18 protein-coding genes and 1 pseudogene are annotated in these 18,068 nt (G+C 52.4%); 11 read left to right on the top strand and 8 right to left on the bottom strand.

The genetic code is table 11. From position 1 onward, the window contains the following. The first annotated feature begins 36 nt into the window (after window positions 1-36). Window positions 37-396 (top strand): DUF779 domain-containing protein, encoded by a 360-nt coding sequence (locus tag ACVBDQ_RS11850; protein WP_446663239.1) that lies wholly within the window; start codon window positions 37-39, stop codon window positions 394-396. Between the two features lie 235 nt (window positions 397-631). Here the strand turns inward: ACVBDQ_RS11850 and ACVBDQ_RS11845 are convergent, their stop codons facing one another. The 4 genes from ACVBDQ_RS11845 to ACVBDQ_RS11830 all read right to left on the bottom strand — a co-directional run bounded on the left by ACVBDQ_RS11845 (window position 632) and on the right by ACVBDQ_RS11830 (window position 4,366). Continuing rightward, a complete protein-coding gene (locus ACVBDQ_RS11845) occupies window positions 632-2,248 on the bottom strand; it encodes an MDR family MFS transporter (RefSeq protein WP_011232671.1) in 1,617 nt (538 codons plus the stop codon). After that, the gene (locus ACVBDQ_RS11840) at window positions 2,233-3,156 is read right to left on the bottom strand and encodes a TetR/AcrR family transcriptional regulator (RefSeq protein ID WP_014196848.1); all 924 of its coding nucleotides are present in this window, start codon (window positions 3,154-3,156) and stop codon (window positions 2,233-2,235) included. Before ACVBDQ_RS11840 ends, ACVBDQ_RS11845 begins: the two co-directional genes overlap by 16 nt. Continuing rightward, complete coding sequence (locus tag ACVBDQ_RS11835) at window positions 3,149-3,289, bottom strand: hypothetical protein (RefSeq protein ID WP_021322696.1); 141 nt, start codon at window positions 3,287-3,289, stop codon at window positions 3,149-3,151. Before ACVBDQ_RS11835 ends, ACVBDQ_RS11840 begins: the two co-directional genes overlap by 8 nt. A 207-nt stretch (window positions 3,290-3,496) precedes the next feature. After that, window positions 3,497-4,366 carry an ROK family protein gene (locus ACVBDQ_RS11830; RefSeq protein ID WP_014196850.1) on the bottom strand — a complete coding sequence of 290 codons (870 nt, stop codon included), beginning with the start codon at window positions 4,364-4,366 and terminating at the stop codon, window positions 3,497-3,499. Window positions 4,367-4,629: 263 nt separating this feature from the next. Here ACVBDQ_RS11830 and ssuE point away from each other — a divergent pair, with 263 nt between their 5' ends. The 10 genes from ssuE to ACVBDQ_RS11780 all read left to right on the top strand — a co-directional run bounded on the left by ssuE (window position 4,630) and on the right by ACVBDQ_RS11780 (window position 14,722). Next, a complete protein-coding gene (gene ssuE, locus ACVBDQ_RS11825) occupies window positions 4,630-5,184 on the top strand; it encodes an NADPH-dependent FMN reductase (protein WP_014196852.1) in 555 nt (184 codons plus the stop codon). 130 nt (window positions 5,185-5,314) lie between these two features. Further along, window positions 5,315-6,223: a LysR family transcriptional regulator gene (locus ACVBDQ_RS11820; protein ID WP_014196853.1), complete on the top strand. Its 909-nt coding sequence runs from the start codon at window positions 5,315-5,317 to the stop codon at window positions 6,221-6,223. Between the two features lie 100 nt (window positions 6,224-6,323). Next, window positions 6,324-6,683, top strand: coding sequence for a hypothetical protein (locus ACVBDQ_RS11815; protein WP_021322695.1), 360 nt, complete (start codon window positions 6,324-6,326; stop codon window positions 6,681-6,683). A gap of 110 nt (window positions 6,684-6,793) precedes the next feature. Beyond that, window positions 6,794-7,912, top strand: coding sequence for an LLM class flavin-dependent oxidoreductase (locus ACVBDQ_RS11810; RefSeq protein ID WP_014196855.1), 1,119 nt, complete (start codon window positions 6,794-6,796; stop codon window positions 7,910-7,912). A gap of 114 nt (window positions 7,913-8,026) precedes the next feature. Beyond that, entirely contained in the window at window positions 8,027-9,340 is a 1,314-nt protein-coding gene (locus ACVBDQ_RS11805; RefSeq protein ID WP_014196856.1) for an LLM class flavin-dependent oxidoreductase, read from the top strand. A gap of 55 nt (window positions 9,341-9,395) precedes the next feature. Then, window positions 9,396-10,649, top strand: a complete 1,254-nt coding sequence (locus ACVBDQ_RS11800; RefSeq protein ID WP_014196857.1) for an acyl-CoA dehydrogenase family protein — start codon at window positions 9,396-9,398, stop codon at window positions 10,647-10,649. Window positions 10,650-10,662: 13 nt separating this feature from the next. Further along, on the top strand, window positions 10,663-11,676 hold the full coding sequence (locus ACVBDQ_RS11795) for a methionine ABC transporter ATP-binding protein (RefSeq protein WP_014196858.1): 1,014 nt from the start codon (window positions 10,663-10,665) through the stop codon (window positions 11,674-11,676). Continuing rightward, on the top strand, window positions 11,666-12,322 hold the full coding sequence (locus tag ACVBDQ_RS11790) for a methionine ABC transporter permease (protein WP_014196859.1): 657 nt from the start codon (window positions 11,666-11,668) through the stop codon (window positions 12,320-12,322). The genes ACVBDQ_RS11795 and ACVBDQ_RS11790 overlap by 11 nt, the downstream gene beginning before the upstream one ends. A gap of 116 nt (window positions 12,323-12,438) precedes the next feature. Next, window positions 12,439-13,269: a MetQ/NlpA family ABC transporter substrate-binding protein gene (locus ACVBDQ_RS11785; RefSeq protein WP_014196860.1), complete on the top strand. Its 831-nt coding sequence runs from the start codon at window positions 12,439-12,441 to the stop codon at window positions 13,267-13,269. A 61-nt stretch (window positions 13,270-13,330) separates the two neighbouring features. After that, window positions 13,331-14,722 carry an LLM class flavin-dependent oxidoreductase gene (locus ACVBDQ_RS11780; protein ID WP_014196861.1) on the top strand — a complete coding sequence of 464 codons (1,392 nt, stop codon included), beginning with the start codon at window positions 13,331-13,333 and terminating at the stop codon, window positions 14,720-14,722. Window positions 14,723-14,850: 128 nt separating this feature from the next. On the opposite strand, the gene ACVBDQ_RS11775 is transcribed toward ACVBDQ_RS11780, so the two are convergent. From ACVBDQ_RS11775 to ACVBDQ_RS11760, 4 genes and pseudogenes are all read right to left on the bottom strand, one after another. Continuing rightward, window positions 14,851-15,636: an alpha/beta hydrolase gene (locus tag ACVBDQ_RS11775; protein WP_014196862.1), complete on the bottom strand. Its 786-nt coding sequence runs from the start codon at window positions 15,634-15,636 to the stop codon at window positions 14,851-14,853. A gap of 197 nt (window positions 15,637-15,833) precedes the next feature. Further along, window positions 15,834-16,126, bottom strand: a pseudogene (locus tag ACVBDQ_RS11770) (DUF4351 domain-containing protein); the annotation flags it as partial. A 92-nt stretch (window positions 16,127-16,218) separates the two neighbouring features. Then, the gene (locus ACVBDQ_RS11765) at window positions 16,219-17,040 is read right to left on the bottom strand and encodes a carbohydrate ABC transporter permease (RefSeq protein ID WP_021322694.1); all 822 of its coding nucleotides are present in this window, start codon (window positions 17,038-17,040) and stop codon (window positions 16,219-16,221) included. Then, window positions 17,040-18,011 (bottom strand): carbohydrate ABC transporter permease, encoded by a 972-nt coding sequence (locus ACVBDQ_RS11760; protein ID WP_011232676.1) that lies wholly within the window; start codon window positions 18,009-18,011, stop codon window positions 17,040-17,042. Before ACVBDQ_RS11760 ends, ACVBDQ_RS11765 begins: the two co-directional genes overlap by 1 nt. Window positions 18,012-18,068: the final 57 nt, after the last annotated feature.

Below are 18,068 nucleotides of genomic sequence, written 5' to 3'. Positions count from 1 at the left end.
CTGTCTTTGACCGTGATGCGAAAGGAGGTGCATCCGATGCCTAATGAACCGAAAGTCATCGCCACCGAAGCGGCGTTAAAATTGATTGAAAAATTAAAGGCGAAATACGGCCCACTTATGTTCCATCAATCCGGCGGCTGCTGCGACGGCAGCTCGCCGATGTGCTACCCGCTCGGTGAGTTGATCGTCGGCGATTCCGACGTTTTGCTTGGCGAAATCGGCGGCTGCCCGTTTTACATCGCCAAGGCGCAATACGAATATTGGAAGCATACACAGCTCATCATCGATGTCGTTCCGGGGCGCGGCGGCATGTTTTCGCTCGAAGGCCCGGAAGGCGTCCGCTTTCTCACCCGCTCGCGCGTCTTCGGCCAAAGCGCGGATGCGGGCGCAACGTAACCAGCCATCGCGAATCGTCACCGTGAAACCGCCATGCGCCGGGCATCACGTCGATGCGAAACCGCCTGGCGAAATGGGCCGCACGGAGCGAGCCGCCGGCTTCCATTGGCACCTCACCCCCGGATGCCTCATCGCTCCGGGGGAGTTTTGTTCGTCGCCGCCAAAAAGAAAGGCGGCCCGCCGCCTGAGCGAATGAGGCGCGGTCCGCCGTTTTCTTTTCTTCATTCGCATGCCGCTAGGCCTTCTCCTCTGCCTGCTTCAACTGCTTCATCGCCTCGGTCCGATCAGACAAGGTGATCCTTTTCAAACCGAACACCAACAACAAGCCCACAGCGATAAACACGAGCCCGAACAAAAAGACGGATTGCAGCGAGTCGACAAGCGACTGCTTCAGCACCGGCACGAACATGTCGCGCAGCAGCGCTGGAATCTTGGCCATCGCTTCCGGACTGAGCAGAACGGAATACAGCCCTTGCGGATCATCATGGATCATGCCGGCAAAGCGGTCGACAAGCCCTTTCGCCTGCGCCGGCAGCGCTTCGAGCTTTGGCATGAGCCGCTCGTCAAGCAAGGCGCTCGACCGGTGGTTCATGATGGCGCCAAGCACCGTCATCCCAAACGTCCCGCCGATCGAGCGGAAAAATTGGCTTGAAGACGTCACGACGCCAAGCTCCGATTTTGGAAAGCTTTCTTGCAGGGCGAGCGTCAAAATCGGCATCACGAGCCCTGTGCCAAGACCGAGAATGATCATATACATCGTCGCCGTCCATTTCGACGTCTCGACATCCATCGTGCCAAGCAGCCCGAATGCGGACGCCATAACGGCCATGCCGATGATCAGCTGCGGCTTCACCCCGATCCGGTATACCAGTCGACCGCCAAGGACGCTGCCGATGATCATCGTGATCATCATCGGCGTCATAATCGTCCCGGATTGGGTGGCGCTCACACCGACAATGCCTTGCATAAAAAACGGCACAAACATAATCGCGCCAAACATGCCGACGCTCATGAAAAAGCCGATGCCATTGAGCAGCGTAAACGTCCGATTGCGGAACAACCGAAGCGGAATGATCGGCTCCTCCGCCCGTTTTTCCGCCCAAACAAACAAAGCGAAAAAGACAACCGCGGCCGCAAACAACGAAACGATTTGCCACGACCCCCACGGATATCGGTCGCCGCCAAAGGTCAACCCCAACAACAAGCTGACGACGCCCGCCGTCAACGTCGCCATCCCGGCGATGTCAAATTTCACCGGCCCTTCGGCTTTATATTTGCTTAACCCCATCGCAATCAGCACCGTGGCGAGAATGCCGACCGGCAAGTTGATGTAAAACACCCAGCGCCAGTTCAAATGGTCGACGATAAAGCCGCCGATTTGCGGGCCCAGCACTGAAGCGAGACCGTACAAACCGCCGAACACCCCTTGCCATTTCGCCCGCTCCTTGCCGGTGAACACGTCACCGATGACAATCATCGCCATCGGCATCATAATCCCGCCGCCCAGTCCTTGAATGCCGCGGTAAATGATGAGCTCGGTCATATCGTTCGCCATGCCGCAAAGCGCTGAACCAGCCATAAAAATGACCAACCCGCTCACATAGACAATCCGACGGCCCAATAAGTCGGCGAGCTTGCCGGCGATCGGCACGACCGTCGTCGACGTCAACATATACGCTGTCGTCAGCCACGTCATAATCCCCAATCCGTGAAGCTCCCCGACGATGCGCGGCATCGCCGTGCCGACGATCGTCCCGTCTAATGCCGCAAACAGCATGGCAATGATCAACCCGGTAATGAGCAACGGACGATGACGAATGGTGCTCGCTGGCACTGTTAACGCTTTTTCCATGGTTCTCTCTCCCATCCATTGAGTCGTTGATACGCTTCCATTTCTTGGCTCAGTGCGTCCAAAGCCGACGCAAGTCGAGGCGCCTGTTGATGGCGCAAATACAAAAGCAGCGCTTCAACGATATAGGCGCGCGGCGGCTCATTGCGCCCAAGCACTTCCTCCTCCAGCGCCGCTACGGCTTCAAGCACATCGTTCGCCTGCTTCGGATCGAGCCCGTTGGCGGCCTCCCGGACGGCGGCGAACGCCGAAACCAGCCGCTCCCGCTGGCGCTTGCGCTCGCGCTCTTCGAGTTCTATCCATGGCACGAGCGCCTCCTCGGTCAACAACGGGCGCTCGCCGGCCGCAAAGCTAGCAACAATGGCATCAATGCGGCGCACGAGAAAACGAGCCGCTGCGTCCGCATCAAACGCCTCCTCGCGAAAAAAGAAGTAAAACAAATATTGTCGGATGATGCCGTTGGTCATCATGGCGACATCATACACATACGGACCGACTTCCTCTCCGTACACCTCCGCCAGACGGGTGCAATACCATAAAAAAAGGCGCCCATGCTGGCGGAACATATACCGTTCCACTTCCGGATTGACTTTCGGCAATTGCTCCGACATCATCATACGCAAAAAGTCTTTGTACTCGCGAATGTGAGAAAAATGGGCGGCCAGCTGGCGAGTAAACCGTTCTTTTTCCGTCCCTTCCCCGCCGCCCGCCATGAAATCAGCGACCATTTTTTCGCTGTAGTAGCGGAGCACCGCCAGCAACAAATCTTCCTTCGAGGCGAAATGGTGATAAAACGCTCCTTTGGAAATCCCCCATGCCTCGACCAAATCTTGAATCGACGTCTCATGATACCCTTTTTCGGCAAACAATTTCATTGCCGCCTCAATAAATTGGACGCGCCGTTCATCCATGGCAGCCACTCATTCCTTTCCCATTCGCTGTCATCCATTGCCGATACGACGGCAACACCGCGCGCGGTTTCACTAAATCGGCGCGCACACCTTGTTGTTGCAGCCATTCCACCAACCGTCGAGCATGGATCATTGTCCTCGCCTCCATATCACTCATGACCGGATGGTCAAACTAATTATAAACTAATGTTATACAGATTTGCAACTCAAAAACGATATTTTTTTGACCAATAGGTCGATTTTTGAACGAGTTTTTTGAACAGTCGGTCAGAGCCCCTGCCTTCAAACAAAAAACAAACGGCCCCACCGCCTGATTGAAGACGGTAGACGGCCGTTCTTGCTATTCGATCGCCCTCGCCGCAAGCGCCAACGCGCCCGCCACGCCGGCGTTGTCGCCAAGCCCTGGGAGGACGATGTACTCATCGATCTTCTCGAGAATCGCTTCGTGCTGAATATAGCCGCCAAGCAATTCCTGCACATGACGGCGCACAAGCGGCAGCACGTGCGTCTGCTTCATGACGCCTCCGCCCGTGATCACCTTTTTCGGCGATAAAATGAGGATGTAGTTGGTGATCGCCTGGGCAAGATAAAAGGCTTCCAACTCCCATACTTCATGGCGGTCCGCCAATTCCGCCCCCTTTTTCCCCCAACGCCGCTCAATCGCCGGGCCGGACGCCATCCCTTCCAAGCAGTCGCCATGGTACGGGCAGACGCCGGCAAACGTGTCATCTGGATGGCGGCGGACCAACATGTGGCCCATCTCCGGGTGAAGCAGCCCATGCAACAGGCGGCCCTCGACGATTGCCCCAACGCCGATACCCGTTCCGACCGTCATGTACAGGCAGCTGTCAAGCCCTCGCGCCGCCCCCCAGCGCTGCTCGCCGAGCGCCGCCGCGTTGACATCCGTGTCAAAGCCGATCGGCACGGGAAAATGTTGCTTTATCGCGCCGACAAAATCGAAGTTTCGCCACGCCTGTTTCGGCGTGCTCGTAATGTACCCATACGTCGGGCTGTCCGGGCGCAAATCAACCGGGCCGAATGACCCGATCCCGATCGCCTCCACGTTGTGGGGGCGGAAAAAATCGATAACGTGCGCCATCGTCTCTTCCGGCGCCGTCGTCGGAAACACCGCCCGCTCATGAATGTTCCCTTGTTCATCGCCGATGGCGCAGACAAATTTTGTGCCTCCGGCTTCAATGGCTCCAAGCATCCTATGCGTCCCCTTCCTTTTTGATCATTCCTTTTTTAGTTTACCTTGAAGCATGACTATTTGGAATCCCTTTCACAGCAAAGTCGCCGCACGCCAAACGGAAGGGGAAAAACGGGTGCCGCATTCTAGCGAACAGATGTCCATCACCGTTTTGCACACAAGATGGAGAAATTTGCAAAAAGGCGATTGACACATCATCTGTTGCGTGATACGATATCGAAAAACCAAGTATTCCTATATGAATTATAGAGGAGTGTGTTGCCATGCCTGATATCGTTATTCTCAACGGAAACCCATCGTCCACGTCCCGCCTCAATGGACTCATTGAGTATGCCGAACAGGCTTTGCGGCAGAAGGGATTCGCCATCGAACAAATTCGCGTAGCCGACTTGCCGGCCGATGATTTGGTGCGGGCTCGCTTTGACAGCCCCGCCATTGCAGCCGCCAACCAAAAAGTAGAGAAGTCTCATGGCATCATCATTGCCAGTCCCGTTTTCAAAGCCTCCTACACAGGAATATTGAAAGCGTACTTGGATTTGCTGCCGCAAAAGGGATTGCAGCACAAAGTCGTCCTTCCGTTGTTCATCGGCGGCTCCCTTGCCCATTTGCTCGCGATAGACTACGGATTGAAACCTGTTCTGTCCGCCTTGGGTGCACGCTATATTTTGAGCGGCGTGTACGCTGTCGATCAATGGGTGAAACGCCTCCATGAAGGCGGATACTCGTTGCCCGAAGAACTGACGCGTCGGCTCGATGAAAGCATATCAGAGTTGGGTTCTGCCATTCGGCGCCTTGCTATTCCAAGTTTCACAAACTAACCCCATCCCACCTACTCTTCCTGTCATGATGAAAGCAGATTGACTTCAGCTGAAGGACAATCTGCCTTTTTTGTGATCGGACAAGAAAAAGACTGTTCATCAAGATGGAACAAGAAGGGAAGGAAACCCTATGGATTTACGCACCATTAAAACGTTCCAAACGGTTGTCAAACACAAAAGCTTCCAGCGAGCTGCTGAAGAGTTGAACTACGCGCAATCGACTGTGACGACTCATATCAAAAACTTAGAAGCAGAGCTTGGCATCACGCTCATTAAGCGAGGAAAACCGTTCCAATTGACCGAGGCAGGCAAATTGTTAAGCGAGAAAGGGGAATTTTTGCTCAAAAGCTTCGACCATTTACAAAAAACATTGAAAGAATGCATTGATGGCGAAAGAGGACTCGTCCGCATCGGGGTGATGGAGCCGACAGCCAGTCACCGTCTTCCTGCATGGCTCAGCGCCTTTCGGGACAAGCATCCGAACATTCTGTTTACAATCCAAATTCATAGCAACCAAATGCTTGTGGACATGGTAGAGCGGGGAGACATCGATGCAGCCATTTGTGCAACACCGGAAACCATGGCAGGAGCGAGCTTTGAACCGTTGTTTTCCGAAGAAGTGGTGCTGCTTTCTCCCGCCTCTCACCCATTAGCGAAACGATCTGTCGTTTATCTTCGCGATTTGGCCGATGAGCCGCTGCTTGTAACGAGCGCCGCCTGCCCATTTCGACGCAATTTGGAAAAACGCCTGGTGGAGTTAGGCATTCAACCTTTATACAAAACCGAGATTAGCAACATGTTGGCGCTGAAATATTATGTCCATGCTTCGCTTGGCATCGCTGTCGTGCCGAAGATTGCTGTCACTCCTCCTCCAGCAGGAACGGTGGCACAACCGATCGCCGATTTTCGCGATGGACTGACTGTTGGCATCTTACGGATGTTTACGAGTGAAGCGAGCCACCCCGCAACGGAAAAATGGATTCGCTTTTTGCTTGATCAATGTGCTGGCAGATGCTCTACTGATCTTCACATTTTTTGAACGATCACTTCTATTTTTTCAATTTTACAAATGGAAGCAGCTCCTTTATATTTTTATTAAACATATAAAATTACTCGGAAATGATATGGAGGGAACATTGATGATCATTGCCCTTGTTCTCGATGAGCAGGAAAACGTTGTCCCCATCATTGAAGGAGCGACCATTCGCCTTTATCACACGAGTTCGCAAACGTACGAAGACTATCCGAATATCGCCAAGCAGTTGCAAGGGGGACGCCGAAGCGCGGTTCTCCGTTTCGCCAAAGAAAAAGGAGCCGACGCCTTCGCTTCCCCGCCAAATATGTTTTGTGAACGCTCCTACGCTCAAGCAGTCGAGCAACAAGTCAAATTTTATTTGTTGGAACAGCCGATTCCGTTCCGAGAATTCGAAAAGCGGTGGCGGAATGGTCTGCTTTCATCAAGTGATCGGCTGCCGGCGGAAATGATTGTCGCCAGCTGACAAGGACCGTTCACGAACAACGGTCAAAGCGAAAAGCGCTCTGTTCTCTTTTCTCTTTTTGAAGACGATCCCGTGATGATGATCCATCCCGACCACAAGGAGGAGGAAACATGGTTGAATTTATTACGATGGCCCCGACATCTGGAGACAGCACATTCGTCGGTCTTGGCAGCAATTCGACGAACTTGAACAGTTGGACCGGAACGGACGAGAATCCAGAGCGTCCACCGACAGTCGAGTACATTGAGGCGATTGCGAAAGCAGCGGAAGCCCATGGCTTTTCCACGCTGCTGTTGCCGACAGGCGCAGGTTGCCTCGATTCGTTGGCCGTCGCTGCTTATCTGGCAGCGCGGACGACTAAATTGCACCTTCTGTTCGCCGCCCGTCCTGGCGCCACTTCACCTGCTATTTTTGCCAAACAATTGGCGACGATCAATTGTTGGACAAATGGGCGGGCATTGCCCAATATCGTGACAGGCGGTTCACCAGAAGAATTAGCGGCTGAGGGGGACTTTCTTGACCATGATACGCGATATGAACGGACGAGGGAATACATCCATCTGTTGAAGCAACTGTTTACTCTCCCTTCCGTCACGTATGAAGGACGGTTTTACCGTCTCGAAAACGCCTCGCTGTTCCCCAAACCTGCACAGCGCCCACCCATTTATTTCGGAGGCGCCTCGGACATTGCCAAAGAAGTGGCGGCGAAAGAAGCGGACGTGTACATGATGTGGGGCGAGACGTTCGAACGGATGAAAGAACGAATCCAGGAAATGAAGCAAAAAGCAGCGCATTATGGCCGGACGCTGCGTTACAGCATCTCGTTTCAAGTCGTGTTGGGAGAAACGGAAAAAGAAGCATGGGAGCAGGCCGATGCGTTGGTCAGCCATCTGTCGGAGTCAGCGAAACGAAAAAAGGACGAGCTGATTCAAAAGGGAGATTCGGTTGGTGCGAAACGATTGCACGAATTGATGAAAACGAGCGCCGAGCGGCGTTTCCAAATCGGTCCGAACTTATGGGCCGGGCTCACTCAAGTGCTGTCGGGCAACTCGATTGCACTCGTCGGTACTCCCGAGCAGGTGGCTGATCGGCTGATTGAATTCATCAGCCTCGGCTTTGATTACGTATTGTTGCGCGGCTTTCCTCACTTAGAGACGATCGAGCAAGTAGGAACTTCCGTGATCCCTCTTGTTCGCGAGCGCCTTCGACAAACGGAAGTATGGATCTAATCGTGATTTGCAACAACAAGCCGGTGATTTGCGCGCTATCGGCTTGATCAACAAAGAGGTTCCTATTGCAAACCACGTCTGGACACCGTCATCTACGAAAGGAGAGTCAATGGCATGAGTGTGCGGCAAATGAAATTCGGGCTGTTTCTCATGGGCGTCGGCCATCATATCGCCGCATGGCGACACCCCGATGTGCGGCCGGAATGGTGCGAAGATTTCACATTTTTTCGCCGCATTGCTGAAATAGCGGAACAAGGGAAGCTGGACATGCTGTTTGTCAGCGACGGGCTCGCTATTGAGCCGTTGTCTCACCCTGCCGAGATCGTCCGGCTCGAGCCGTTCACACTGCTCGCCGCTTTAGCAGCTGTGACCAATCGCATCGGGTTGGCTGGCACTGCTTCAACCACATACAATGAACCATTTCACATCGCGCGAAAATTTTCCTCGCTCGATCATATTAGCCGCGGGCGAGCAGCTTGGAACATCGTAACGTCTTACTATGAGGAAGAAGCGTACAACTTCAGCCAAACGGCTCATTTGGAACATCGGCTGCGCTACGAGCGTGCGCGTGAATTTGTCGATGTCGTCAACGGTCTGTGGGAAAGTTGGGACGAAGAGGCACTTATTCGCGATCAATCATCCGGAATCTACTTTCATGCAGAAAAGTGGCGGCCATTGAACCATCATGGAACACATTTTTCTGTGCGCGGACCGCTGAACTCTTCGCGTCCGCCGCAAGGAAAACCCGTCTTGATTCAAGCCGGCTCATCACAAGACGGCATCCGTTTCGCCGCCCATGTTGCAGAAGTGGTGTTTACCGCCCAATCGACGTTGACTGACGCCCAGCGGTTTTACCAAACTGTGAAACAGGAAGCCGCACGCGCCGGACGCAACCCTGACCATATTTTGATCATGCCTGGCGTAGCACCTTACATTGGCCGAACCGAACAGGAAGCAAGGGAGCAATATGAACAATTGCAGGAGCTGATCGTGCCAGAGGTCGGGCTGGCGTTTTTATCCGACTACTTAGGCGGCATCGACTTTTCGGGTTACTCACTGGATGATCCGCTTCCCGACGACATTCCAGAAACAAATGGAAACCAAAGCCGGCGTCAACTCATCATTGATCTAGCGCGCCGCGAACGATTGACGATTCGCCAATTGTACCAACGAATCGCCGGGGCGCGAGGGCACTTTACGATCATTGGCACTCCCGAACAAGTCGCGGACCAACTCGAATACTGGTTTCTCCAAGGGGCAGCGGACGGGTTTAATCTCATGTTCCCATATTATCCAAATGGACTGCAGTCATTCGTTGAGCATGTGATCCCAATTTTGCAAAAACGCGGGTTATTCCGTCGCAACTATGAAGGAACAACATTGAGAGACCACTTAGGATTGCCGGTGCCAAAGTCGATCCGCGTGTGAGGAATCGAAAAATCAAGACCAATCGTCGAACATCGATCGAAAAGGAGAGATTCCATTGTCGTTTCCCGATGTCATCCCACAATTAGCCAATGATTTATCACAACTGTTTGTGAAAACGGAACGTCACGAACAACTGTTGCACCAGGCGGCCCTGCTTGCAGAACAATTTCGCCAGAACATGCGGCAAATCGATGAAGAAGCGATGTTTCCGTTTGAGCATTTCAACCGTTTGAAAGAAACGAACTATTTGTCGTTGACCGTGCCCAACCAATTCGGCGGGCAAGAGTTGTCCTTATATGAATTGATTCTCATTCAAGAACGGCTTAGCCAAGGGGATGCTTCCACCGGGTTGTGCGCCGGTTGGCATTTGGGACTTGTCTACGACATTCGCGAACGCAACACATGGAATCGGCGCACCTTTGAATGGCTTTGCCGCGAAATTGTCGAACGAAAAGCGGTCATCAACCGGCTCGCCACCGAAGAAGCAACCGGAAGCCCGACGCGCGGAGGAAAGCCGGTCACGACGGCAGTGAAACGCGATGGAAAATGGATTCTCACCGGAAGAAAATCATTTGCTTCAATGGCAGAAGCCTTGGACTACTCATTGGTGACCGCAACGATCGCCGATACGGGAAAAGTCGGATTTTTCCTCGTCGATCATCGACTCGACGGCATTCGCATTGAACAAACGTGGAACATGATCGCCATGCGCGGGACAAGAAGCGATGACGTCATTTTCGACCATGTCGAACTGCCTCAAGATGCTTTAGTCGAACTCGATCAATTGGAATTCGTCAAAGGAGGAGGAAGCCGAGCGTGGCTTTTGCATATTCCAGCCTGCTATTTAGGGACGGCCATCGCGGCAAGAAATTACGCCATTTCGTTTGCCTTACACTATCAACCGAACAGCGTATCCGAACCGATCATCCATCTATCGCACGTTCGGCAAAAAATCGCGCAAATGGACATGGAATTGTTTCAAGCTCGACATTTTCTTTATTTTGTGGCCGAACGATGGGATACGCTTCCAGAAAAACGCCCATTCATGGATCGGGAATTGGCAGCCGCCAAATATATCGCCTTAAACAGCGCCAACCGAGTCGTCGATTTGGCCATGCGCATCGTCGGCGCCAAAAGCTTGCAGCTTTCCAACCCGTTGCAACAATATTACCGCGACGTTCGGGCGGGATTGCATAATCCGCCGATGGAAGACGCTGTCTTGGAATTGTTTGCGTCCCAAGCCATTTCCAATGGAACGACAACCGCCAAAAAAGCAAACACAAATCCACATCCTTCTCCGACCATTTGAAAGGAGGAACGACATGATTGACATTGAACAGTTGACGAAAATCTACAACGTCCATCGGAAAGAAGTGGTCGGCGTCGACCATGTTTCCCTTTCCATCCAAAGCGGAGAAATCTTTGGCATCATTGGACATAGCGGCGCTGGAAAAAGCACCTTGCTCCGATGCATCAATTTATTAGAACGACCGACATCCGGCCGCATCATCGTCGATGACACCGACATCACCGCCTTGTCTGGAGCCGCATTGCGCGAAGCGCGATTGAAGATCGGTATGATTTTTCAACAATTTTGCTTAATTCGTTCCAAAACGGTGTTTGAAAACATCGCCTTTGCCTTGCGGGCGGCAGGCAAGACAAAAACCGAAATCGAAACTCGCGTCCACGAGCTGCTAGAAATGGTTGGACTTTTGGATAAACGTGACGCTTATCCGTCTCAATTAAGCGGAGGGCAAAAACAGCGCGTCGGCATCGCCCGCGCCTTAGCCAACAATCCGACCGTCCTGTTGTGCGACGAGGCGACATCCGCCCTCGATCCAGCGACAACGTCTTCTATTTTGCAGTTGCTCAAGCAAATTAATCGCGAACTCGGCATTACCATTGTCGTCATTACGCATGAAATGGAAGTCATTAAAGAAATTTGCGACCGTGTCGCTGTGATGCAAAACGGCCGCATTGTCGAAATCGGCCACGTATACGATCTGTTTACCCAACCGCAGCAGCCGTTGACCCGCTCGTTCGTTGAGCATGTGCTGCGCCTAGATGTTCCAGAACGTCTGCTTCAAGCGCGAACCGGAACGTTAGTGCGAATTTTGTTCCAAGGGCCTGCCGCTGAACAAGCCATCCTATCCGACACGCTGCAAACATTCCGTGTGCGCGGGAACATTTTGCACGGAAAAATTGAGTACATCAACGACACACCGCTTGGGGTGCTACTGTTAGAATTGAGCGGAGATGAAGAGGAAGTCGAGCGCGCCATTCGCTACATGGCCGAACGGACAAAAGGAGTCGAGGTGATCGATCGTGCCGCTTGAAGCGCTGGCTCCAGAACTATTAAAAGCGTTCTGGGATACGTTGTACATGGTGGGCATTTCTCTGTTAGCCGCCGTCATCGCCGGGCTTCCGCTTGGTGTGCTCTTATTTGTGACAGATCGCGGTTTGTTTTGGGAAAACAAACCACTGCAAACCATTCTCGGTTTTCTAATCAACATCGTCCGCTCGATCCCATTTATCATTTTGCTAGTCGCCTTGCTGCCGTTGACGAAACTGCTCGTTGGCACCACCATTGGTCCAACAGCAGCGGCCGTCTCGCTGTCCGTGGCCGCCACGCCATTTTTCGCCCGCATTGTGGAAACCGCTTTGCGGGAAGTCGATAAAGGCGTGATTGAAGCTGCTACCGCCGTAGGAGCCACTCCGTGGATGATTATCAAAGATGTTCTGCTGTCCGATGCTCTTCCCGGCATCATCCATGGACTCACCATTACGGCGATCAGCTTGATCGGCTACTCAGCGATGGCCGGCATTGTCGGAGGCGGCGGTGTGGGGGATCTAGCCATTCGTTTTGGTTATTATCGATACGACAACACGGTGATGATCACAACGATTATCATTCTTCTCTGCTTAGTGCAGGTCGTCCAGTTTGTCGGCGACTCGATCGCCCGCTGGATCGATAAGCGATAAACGTTTCGCATGAGCGAAGCGCCTGTTCCGTCAAGCAACACTAGCCTCGCTTTCAACCGATAATGGGCTGCCTTTTTGAGGCATTGACCAACCTTTTTTATGAGGAGGAATCGTTCATGAAGCGTTTTTCTTTTCTATTCGCCCTTATTGTATTGATCTTCGGAGCAACAGGCTGCTCATCATCCTCTTCCTCGGCACAAGAGGAAAAGAAAACGATCACGATCGGCGCCACCGCCGGTCCATACAGCGATCAAATCCGCGAAGCCATTCAGCCTTATCTAGAAAAGAAAGGATACAAAGTGAAATTAATTGAATTCAATGATTACGTGCAGCCCAATATCGCACTAGATCAGAAAGAAATTGACGCCAACGTGTTTCAAAACCAAATGTATCTTGAAAACTTCGCCAAAACACATCAAATGAAATTGCATCCGCTGATCTCGATTCCGACTGTTCCAATCGGTTTATATTCAAAAAAACATACGTCCCTCGATGACATTCGGGACGGAACGACCATCGCCTTGCCGAACGAACCGGTCAATCAAGCGCGGGCGCTGACAATGCTGCAGCAGCTCGGCCTCTTAGAACTAAAGAAAGATGTCGAACCGACAAAAGCATCGGAAAAAGATATTGCCAAATTTCACAAAAACATCATTCTCAAACCATTGGATCCCGCTCAACTGCCGCGGGCGTTGGGCGATGTGGACTACGCCTTGATCAACGGCAACTTCGCCTTATCGTCTGGGTTAAAATTAACCGAAGCCGTCGCCTTAGAAAAAACGCCTGATTACTATTTGATTGTCGTCACCATCCGTCCGGAGGACAAAGACAAACCTTTTGTCAAAGATTTGATCGCCGCTTATAAATCGAAAGAATTCGCTAAATTGATCAAAGAAGATCCGAAGTACAAAGGATACGTATGGCCCGATTGGTTCCAAAAACAATGACCCATAACAGCCGGCGGCTCGTCATCATGAGAGCCGCCAGTCTTGAAGGGAGGGCAAATTCATGGATCAACCCCTATTATTCAATGCCTTTGAGATGGCAAGCGCGATGCATAATGCCCACGGTTTATGGAAGCATCCCGACAGCGAGCGCCACCGCCGCTACAAAGAGCTCCATTACTGGATCGAAATGGCTAAGCGCCTCGAAGCAGGGCTGTTTGACGCTGTTTTCTTTGCTGATGTGCTCGGGGTGTACGACACGTATCGACAAAGCAAAGATCCATCGATTCGCGACGGGATGCAGTTTCCACTAAACGACGCTTCCTTAATCATTCCAGTCATGGCGAGCGTCACGACCCATCTTTCATTCGTGTTAACGGCAAGCACCACTTATGAGCACCCGTTCCATATCGCAAGACGATTTTCCACGCTTGACCATCTGACAAACGGCCGCATCGCGTGGAATATTGTCACCTCTTATTTGCCTAATGCGGCCAAAAACTTTGGATTGGAGAGAATGATCACCCATGATCAGAGATATGAGATCGCGGATGAGTGTTTGGAAGTGACTTATAAGTTGTGGGAGGGAAGCTGGGAAGAAGGTGCCTTCCTCGAAGATCGAGAGACAGGCGTGTTGATTGATCCTGCCAAAATTCATCCGATCAACCATCACGGCGCCTTTTTCTCTGTCGAAGGTCCGCATTTATGCGAGCCTTCCCCGCAACGCACACCAGTGTTGTACCAAGCTGGTTCATCCGAACGCGGGAGGGCGTTCGCGGCCAAACATGCGGAATGTGTTTTCGTCGGCGCTCCGTCCCCCGAACGGCTGTCATTCTACATTCAAGACATTCGCCAACGAGCCGAGCGATACGGAAGAGATCCGCAACAACTGAAATTTTTCACCTTTTTGACGGTCATTGTCGCCAAAACGACGGAGCAAGCGGAAGCAAAATATGAACAATTGCGCCGCCTATGGAGCATGGACGCCGCCAAAGCCCAATTCAGCGGGGCGAGCGGCTATGACTTGGCTGAATATGAAGCAAAGCCAGCCGATGAACCGTTCTTGTTCCGCGCCACGGATCATGGACACTACAAAGCCGCTTCATTAACAAAAGACGCCACAAAACCGCTAACGATCGGTGAGGCGCTTCAAAAAGCCGGAACGCTCACACGGGAATCCGTCATAATCGGCAACCCGATACAGGTCGCCGACGCCATCGAAGAGCGAGCTCGGCGCTCGGGGGTGGATGGATTCAATTTAACCCATCTGATCACGCCCAAAGATTTGGACGATTTCATTGAATATGTCGTTCCCATCCTGCAACGACGCGGTCTATACAAAACCGCCTACACCCCTGGAACCATGCGGGAGAAGCTATTCGGGAACGGCCCGCGCCTGTCGCATGATCATCCCGCTGCCGCGTTCCGCCCGATCGGCTCACGAACAGATGGCTAGCCCTAGGACAGCCGTCTTCTTTCGCGATCACCGAACAAGTCCGCCGCTTCAACGAGAACATCAGAATAACGACACCAAAGACATTCGAAATGATAAGGTGCCCGCTCCTTCGTGGGCACCTTCCCTTGCTAGACGACCACCGCACGTTGGAAAAGCCAAGCCGTCGTGATCTGCAGCAACTGTTCTCGCGCGGAGACGGAAGAAAACGTGTGATCCGCTTTAGAGATGACATGTTTGGCAAATCGTGAATCGGCTCGTTGCCCGAATGCTTCCCCATAGACATCTGCATACATGACAGGAATTTCTTGATCGGCTATTCCATGGACAAGGAGGACATCACCCGGAAACTGTTTCGCCGCCTGCAACGGGTCGATATCAACGAGCGAAGTGAAAAAGGAAGGGGACAATCGATATCCGCGGTACTCAATCGTTTCACCATCCGAGCGGCCATACCCATCTGTGGCAATGCGGACAATATCTGCATGTGGATACGCAACAGGCGCCCAAAGCACCAATCGTTCGACTCGCCGATCCAATGCAGCTGTGACCGTCGCCACCGCCCCTCCCAAACTATGGCCGAGAAGCACAAGCGGCCGACGCTGAAACGACGGAAATTGTTCCACTGTACGAATGACATCTCTCGTTTGTCGAATGAAATCATCAAATCGGTTTTTTCCATATTCTCCACTGCTCTCCCCACAACCAGCATAATCAAAACGGACGACTCCGACTCCGGCCGAAGCAAATCTTTCCGCTGCTTGGACAAACAACCGATCCACACCAATCCTCGTACCGATAAACCCATGACAAATGACAACAACAGGCACATCATCACGATCAACCGACACAGCTGGATCATGAATCGAAACCGCCAAACGTTCCCCTCCGCTCTCAATATACTGGAATCGAATCAACTGCTCTCTCCCCTTTCAGCCATCCTTTAATTCATAGTAAATAAATATGAATAGTATGTTTTTATGTTATCTTACCACGCTTTTGCATGACCGTCAACGTTCCCCATCGCTGCCCTAACCCATCAATCAGCTGGCAAGCAGGATGCATGGAAGAGAAAAGATCACACCCCCGACTGCAATACCAAGCATTCTCAATGCAATACGCGCAAGGGCCGGAACAAAGACACCGCGGCCACTCTTTCACTTTCATCATCCCCCATTTTGCTTACCAGAGCGGCCGCGACCGGGTTGTCGCGGCGAATGTACTCACGCCATGGCAACTTGCGCAATTCAACGGTCAGAAAGCGGAAATCAACAACGGTTAGGAACGAAAACTGGATGGTGAACGAGGACGGTTCATCGCGGATGGCGTCATAGCTGAAGATGACCGGCTGACATAAAGGAACATGCGCTCGGGAAACGCCGGCTGCGTGTAGCGCTGCGAAGCGATCGCCTCCCTCAAGGCTCAACTATTCTACAAGACAAAATAGAAAAGCCGCCATGATGGCGGCTTGACGGAGACGTTTTCCGTTTTTCGCCCGTTCACCCCTTCACCGAACCAGCCAACAACCCACGGACAAAATATTTGCCAAGGAAGATGTACACAAGCAAGGTCGGCAGCGCCGCCAACAGGGCTCCCGCCATTTGCACGTTCCATTGGACGATTTGGCTGCCGGATAGATTTTGCAAGGCGACCATGATCGGCTGTTTGTCGGATGTCGTGATCGTCACCGCGAACAAAAACTCGTTCCAAATGTTTGTAAACTGCCAGATCGCCACGACGACAAATCCAGTGATGGACAAAGGGAGCATAATATAACGAAAAATGCGGACAAACCCAGCACCGTCGATTTTCGCCGACTCAATCATTTCATCGGGAATCGCCGCGTAGAAATTCCGAAACATCAGCGTGGTGATCGGAATGCCGTAGACGACATGAACGAACACAAGTCCTGGAATCGTGTTGTACAGCCCGATTTCGCGCAAAAATTGGATCAGCGGAATGAGAATGCTTTGATACGGAATGAACATTCCGAACAAAATAAGCGTAAAAAGCGTATCTGCCCCCTTGAATTTCCATTTCGAAAGCACGTAGCCGTTGAGCGCCCCCAGCAGCGCGGATAACAACGTCGCCGGCACGACGAGCAGCAGCGAATTCCAAAAGTTTGGGGCGAGTTTGTCAAACGCTGTGGCGTAGCTGCTCCAATCGATGGTCGATGGGAGCTTCCACATATCGGCCAATGTCACTTCATGAAGCGGCTTCAAGCTCGTGATGACCATGACATACACCGGCATGAGAAAAAACACGCTCATGGCAACGGCCAGCGCATACAAAAACGGTCGGGCCCATACGGATCTCGCCATCACGATCCCCCCTTGCGGCTCGAAATGAGGTACGGAACAATAAAGATGGCGACCGACAGCAGCATCACGATCGCAATCGCCGCGCCGTTGGCGTAATAGTTGCCGCGGAACGTCGTTTCAAACATGTACACGCCCGGCACATCGGTGACAAAGTTCGCCCCCGGCCCGGTCATGGCGTAAATCAAATCGAAAATTTTGAGCGAAATATGAGCCATGATGATGATGACGCTGACAGTGATCGGCCGCAACAGCGGCAAAATGATTTTCCAATACAATTGAAACTCGGTCGCTCCGTCCATCCGCGCCGCTTCCCGCACTTCATCTGGAATGGCGCGCAGGCCGGCGAGATACATCGCGACGGCAAAGCCAGTCATTTGCCAAACAGCCGCCACGACCACCGCAATGATGGCGACCGGGATGCCAAACTCAATCTTGCCCCAATGAAATCCGAACAGAATGTTCGTATCCGTATACCATTTTCCATCCAAGCCAAGCGGTTTTAAAAACAAGTTGACGCCCGTTGACGGGTTGAACAGCCATTGCCACACGACTCCGGTGACGACAAATGACAAGGCCATCGGGAAGAAGAAAATGTTGCGGAACAGCGACTCGCCGCGCAGTTTTTGGTCAAGCAAAATGGCAAGCAGTTGGCCGAGCACAATGACGGCGGCGATAAACAACACCGTAAACACAAGTGTATTGCGCAAGTCGGCCTGGAAGCGGAAATCATGAAACAAATACAGATAGTTTTTCAACCCGGCAAACGACCAATCCGGCACGAGCGAATTCCAGTTGCTCAAGGACACATACCCCGTCCAGCCGATAAACCCGTACACAAATAAGAAAATCAGTACGACCGACGGTGCCAAAAACGCCGCTGCCAGCCAATGATCGGCCGTCCATTTCCGCTTTTTCCGCACCGCGGGGACAGCCGCTGTCTTCTCGGCTGGCGTGATGTTGACCGTTTCCACTAAGATCCCTCCTCATGATGACGAAAAGGGGAAGAGAATGGCTCCCGTCCCCTTTTC

This window comes from Geobacillus sp. CCR, from assembly GCF_052906625.1.
This window is presented reverse-complemented; position numbering and strand designations above follow the sequence as displayed.